The sequence below is a fragment of the Roseibium sp. genome, from assembly GCF_025698965.1.
Classification (GTDB): domain Bacteria; phylum Pseudomonadota; class Alphaproteobacteria; order Rhizobiales; family Stappiaceae; genus Roseibium.
Genome location: NZ_JAILWL010000509.1, coordinates 1 through 4,532, shown reverse-complemented (window position 1 = coordinate 4,532; position 4,532 = coordinate 1). Strand labels below are relative to the sequence as shown.

Genomic DNA, 4,532 nt, shown 5'->3' with positions numbered 1-4,532 from the left:
GAATAGGGCTAATGCTGTACCCAAGGGCCATCTGAAAATGTCTGAATAACGATTTCTAGCCGCAGCCGAAGCTGAATAAGTAAACATGCGCGACGCCCTCAATTAATATGGGCCAATTCCACGCTGAACCTTAGCGTTGAAACTTCAAAAGCCAAAGCCATTGATTGTGGCACCTGGCAAGTCCGCCCAGTGCTGCGTCTTCAGGAACGATTTGTAACTTGTTAGTTCGACCCGGTGGCAGCACCAGCCGCCAACCAGGTCCTTGTTCATTTCACCGGATCCGCAAACCCGGATCAGCGTTATCTATCAGGCAGGAGCCTTGATCTTGCGGAGATATGGTAGGACCGCGTCGAACTCTCCGAACTTGGCCTTGGCGTCTTCATCATTCACACTCGGCGGAATGATCACATCCTGACCGACTTCCCAGTTGGCCGGTGTTGCAACACCCTTGGACGACATCTGCAACGCATCAAGCGCGCGCAGAACTTCAGCAAAATTTCGCCCGACAGTCATCGGATAGGTCATGGACAGCTTCAGCTGCTTGTCCGGACCGATGATGAAAACGGAGCGAACCGTCGCACTGTCCGCTGGAGTGCGCCCGTCCGGCAGATAAGCCTCGGCCGGTAACATGTCGAATGCCTTGGAAACAGCGAGACCGTCATCGGCAATGATCGGGAAGTCGGGCTTGGCACCAGCAACTTTCTCGATGTCAAATTTCCATTTTCTGTGATCTTCTGCGTTGTCGACGGACACGCCGATCACCTTGGTGCCGCGTTTTTTCCATTCTTCACTCAACTGACCTACGACACCGAATTCGGTGGTGCAGACAGGTGTGAAGTCCTTTGGGTGACTGAACAGAATTGCCCAGCTGTCGCCGATCCATTCATGAAAGTTGATGGGTCCCTGGTCGGTTTCAGCCGAAAAATTCGGGACAGTGTCATTGATGCGAAGAGACATTTGATTGCATCCTTTTAATGTACTGCGAGAACGGACTGCCGGTTCTCTGAATGCGTCCTATTGGTACGCTCTTTCATTCGGAACGACAATGTTTGGTGCCCGCTCAACGTGGGCTTGTACCGGCGCAAGTCAAGTCTTCAAAGTCGATTTGGCGTTCGATTTCGGGTTTAAAACCAGTACTGCTCGTCAAGCGCCCCAGGTGTCGCTGAGCCTGTATCCGCCAGGCCAGGGATCGCCAGGGTCCAGCATGTGCTGATGAATACCCGTGACCCAGGCCCGCCCGCTGATCTCGGGGACAATTCCCGTCTTGTTGCCAACAGCCTGTTCGGACAGGATCTTGCCGGTAAATGTCGAGTTGATGATGGATTTCGCCTCAAATTCCTGTCCAACGGACAACTGACCACGAACTGCCATCAAGGCCATGCGGGCCGACACGGCAGTCCCGGTCGGCGATCGGTCAACTTTACCCGGCTGGATAGCAACGGCGGAGCGGCCAGACAGACCTCGATCCGTTTCGCTCAAGGGACCACAAAAGGCACAGAAGGAAATATGATCCCAATCCGGATTTTCCGGATGGGTAAAGCCAAGCTGTTCGTTTGCGGCATTTGTGATGCGAACACCCAATCTTGCGATGTCCTTGGCCTCGCTTTCCTCGATTGCGAACCCCAGCGCACGGGCATCCACAACAACAAAGCTGTCGCCGCCATAGGCGGTGTCTACCGTCAACGTTCCCAGTCCTTCGACTTCCAGCGACGCATCCAGCCTGTCAGCGAAACTCGTGACATTTTGAACGTAGATCCGTTCCGCCTTGCCGTTCCGGCAATCGGCTTTCACACGGACCAACCCGCCCGGCGCTTCCAATACCATCTCGGTAACCGGCTCCCGCATAGGAATGATGCCGCCATCCAGAAGTACCGTCGACACGCAGATGGAATTGGAACCGGACATCGGCGGTGTGTCTTCCGGTTCCATGATGATGAACGCGGCATCCGCCTCCGGATGCTTTGGCGGCACCAGCAGGTTGACATGCCGGAAGACGCCACCGCGTGGTTCATTCAGCACGAAGTTCCGAAGAGTTTCGTCCCTGGCAATGAAACTGCGCTGTTCCCACAGGCTGTCACCGGGAGGCGGAGCAACACCGCCGACGATGACGTCCCCGACCTCGCCTTCAGCATGACAGGAAATGACATGAAGGGTCTTGGTGCTGCGCATCTTGATCCTCTCAGGAATAGCGGGCGACGGGTTCACCCAAGGCCTCGAAAATCGGCGTGATGCCGAGCCCCGGGCGATCGGATGTCGTCATGCGTCCATTGACACGTTTCGGTGCGCCTTCGGCAATATCAACCGTGCCATAGCTGTTGAAGTCGGTCGCGGAGAAAGTGAATTCCGCCGGGGTCGAGCGTGCAAGATGGGCAATCGCGGCAGTGGTGATATCGCCGCCCCAGGTATCCTCGATGGTCATCGGAATGCCGTGCGCAACACACAGGTCGCGCATGAGCTTTGCCTTGGTCAGACCGCCAACCTTGGAAATCTTCAGATTGATACAATCCATCGCGTCTTCGGCAATACCGCGCACCAGCATATTCGGTCCGTCGATGACCTCATCCAGAATAAAGGGCAGCCCGGTGCGACGCCGAATCGAGACGCTTTCCTCGTAAGTCAGGCATGGCTGTTCGACATAAACATCAAGGGACGCGATCGCGCCAACGACACGGGCCGCTTCATGCCGGGTCCAGCCGGTATTGGCATCAGCAACCAGAAGATCGGACGGTTTCAGGACCGAGCGGGTCGCGTGAATTCGGTCAATATCATCATTGGCATCGCCACCGACCTTCAGCTGGAACTTGGTGTACCCCTCCGCCGCATAACCTTCGATCTTCCGGGCCATGACATCGGGGGACTCCTGGCTGATCGCCCGATAGAGCACGACGTCATCCTGGGCAGCGCCACCCAACAGCGTGTAGACCGGTTGCCCTGTCGCCTTGCCCAATAGGTCCCAACAGGCGATGTCGATGGGTGCCTTGGCATAGGGATGTCCGCGCAGGGCCGCATCCATCACCCGATTGACTTCGCCGATGTTCAGCGGATCCTGACCGATGAGGTGAGGCGCCAGTTCTTCGAGACCTGCCCGTACGCCAAGAGCAAAACTCGGCAGATAAGCCGATCCAAGCGGGCAGCATTCAGCGTAGCCCTTCAGTCCCTCGTCGGTGACAATCTCGACAACAGTACTGTCGAAAACTTCGATGAAATTGCCGTTGGACCAGCTGTAGCGGCCTTCCTTTAGCGGCAGTCCCACCTGAAACACGTTGATGGCCAAGATTTTCATTGGTGTCTCCTCAGAAACGGTGCGCGGAAAAAGCGCTCATATCGATAGGTAGGGAGGCGTCATTTACGAGTGCCGCGACCAGTTCGGCGGTTCCTGCCGATTGGGTAAGCCCCAAGTGTCCGTGTCCGAACGCGTAAATAACGCGGCTGTCATTGGGTGAGCGAGCAATCACCGGCAGGCTGTCGGGGATCGATGGCCGGAAGCCCATCCAACGTGTCCCGCCTCGGGTCTCGAGATCCGGCAGAAACGACTTGGCCTTGGTCAGAAGGATGTCCGCACGCTTGTAGTTCGGAGGCAGTTTGAGCCCGCCAAGTTCCACGGCTCCACCAACGCGGATGCCGTTGTTGATACGGGTGACGACAAAGCCGTGCCCACCAAAGGTCAAGTGGGTTTTGAGCTCAAAGGCGCCATCGGGCAATGTGGTGTTGTAGCCACGCTCCGTTTCAAGCGGGATCCGGTCACCTATCGTGCGCGCCAGATGGTGCGACCAGGCACCCGTGCAGACTATAACCTGCCGCGCAACCAGGGCACCTTCCGGTGTTTGAAGCTGAACTTCTCCTTCGACGGGCTTTAAAGCCGTAACTTCGGCCTGTGAAAACCGGCCACCGCGTTTTGAAAAAGTCGCCGAAAGAAAGGCGAGCCATTGCGCGGGATCGCAGGTGTTTATCCAGTCCGGGGTGAAGCCGGCATGGGTAAAGCGCGGATGCAGGCCGGGCTGGATTTCTGCAATCGCATCGCTCCCGGTCAAAAGTACGAAGCGGATACCATGCTCTTTTCGAAGAGCCCAGGAATGCCGGCTGGCACGAAACTCGGCCTCACCTTCAAAGAGCTGCAACTGGCCTTCCCGGCGAAACAGGTGCTCTGCGTCCGTATCGCCGATCTGATTTTCCAGCGCGGCCTGCGACAATTTCATCAGATCTGCCTGTGCCGCCAGAGAGTGACGATACCGGTCCGGCCAACTAGCCCGCCAGAATCGCAGCATCCAGGGAGCAATTTTAAGAGCGTAGGCGGGGGGTACTGACAGTGGCCCCACCGGATCAAGAAGCCATTTCGGTGCCTTTCGCATGATGCCGGGCGTTGCCAAAGGCACAACATCGGTGAAGGCGAAGGCACCGGCATTCATCTCCGAAGCCCGCGCCTCGCCGTCTTGCCTGTCGACCACAAGCACCTCATGACCCTTCGCCTGCAAAGCAAGGGCTGTGCTGATGCCGATGATACCGGCACCAATCACAACGATGTCGTGGACGTT

The 4,532-nt window shown here is 56.9% G+C and carries 5 protein-coding genes; all 5 read right to left on the bottom strand.

The features are described 5' to 3' along the window. Window positions 1-144 precede the first annotated feature (144 nt). On the bottom strand, window positions 145-270 hold the full coding sequence (locus K5905_RS28260; RefSeq protein WP_297590615.1) for a hypothetical protein: 126 nt from the start codon (window positions 268-270) through the stop codon (window positions 145-147). A 36-nt stretch (window positions 271-306) separates the two neighbouring features. Then, window positions 307-957: a peroxiredoxin gene (locus K5905_RS28255; RefSeq protein ID WP_297590612.1), complete on the bottom strand. Its 651-nt coding sequence runs from the start codon at window positions 955-957 to the stop codon at window positions 307-309. Window positions 958-1,143: 186 nt separating this feature from the next. Continuing rightward, window positions 1,144-2,169, bottom strand: coding sequence for a proline racemase family protein (locus K5905_RS28250; protein ID WP_297590609.1), 1,026 nt, complete (start codon window positions 2,167-2,169; stop codon window positions 1,144-1,146). Window positions 2,170-2,179: 10 nt separating this feature from the next. Next, a complete protein-coding gene (locus K5905_RS28245) occupies window positions 2,180-3,283 on the bottom strand; it encodes a cis-3-hydroxy-L-proline dehydratase (protein ID WP_297590606.1) in 1,104 nt (367 codons plus the stop codon). A 10-nt stretch (window positions 3,284-3,293) separates the two neighbouring features. Continuing rightward, window positions 3,294-4,520 (bottom strand): FAD-binding oxidoreductase, encoded by a 1,227-nt coding sequence (locus K5905_RS28240; protein WP_297590617.1) that lies wholly within the window; start codon window positions 4,518-4,520, stop codon window positions 3,294-3,296. Between the last annotated feature and the right edge of the window lie 12 nt (window positions 4,521-4,532).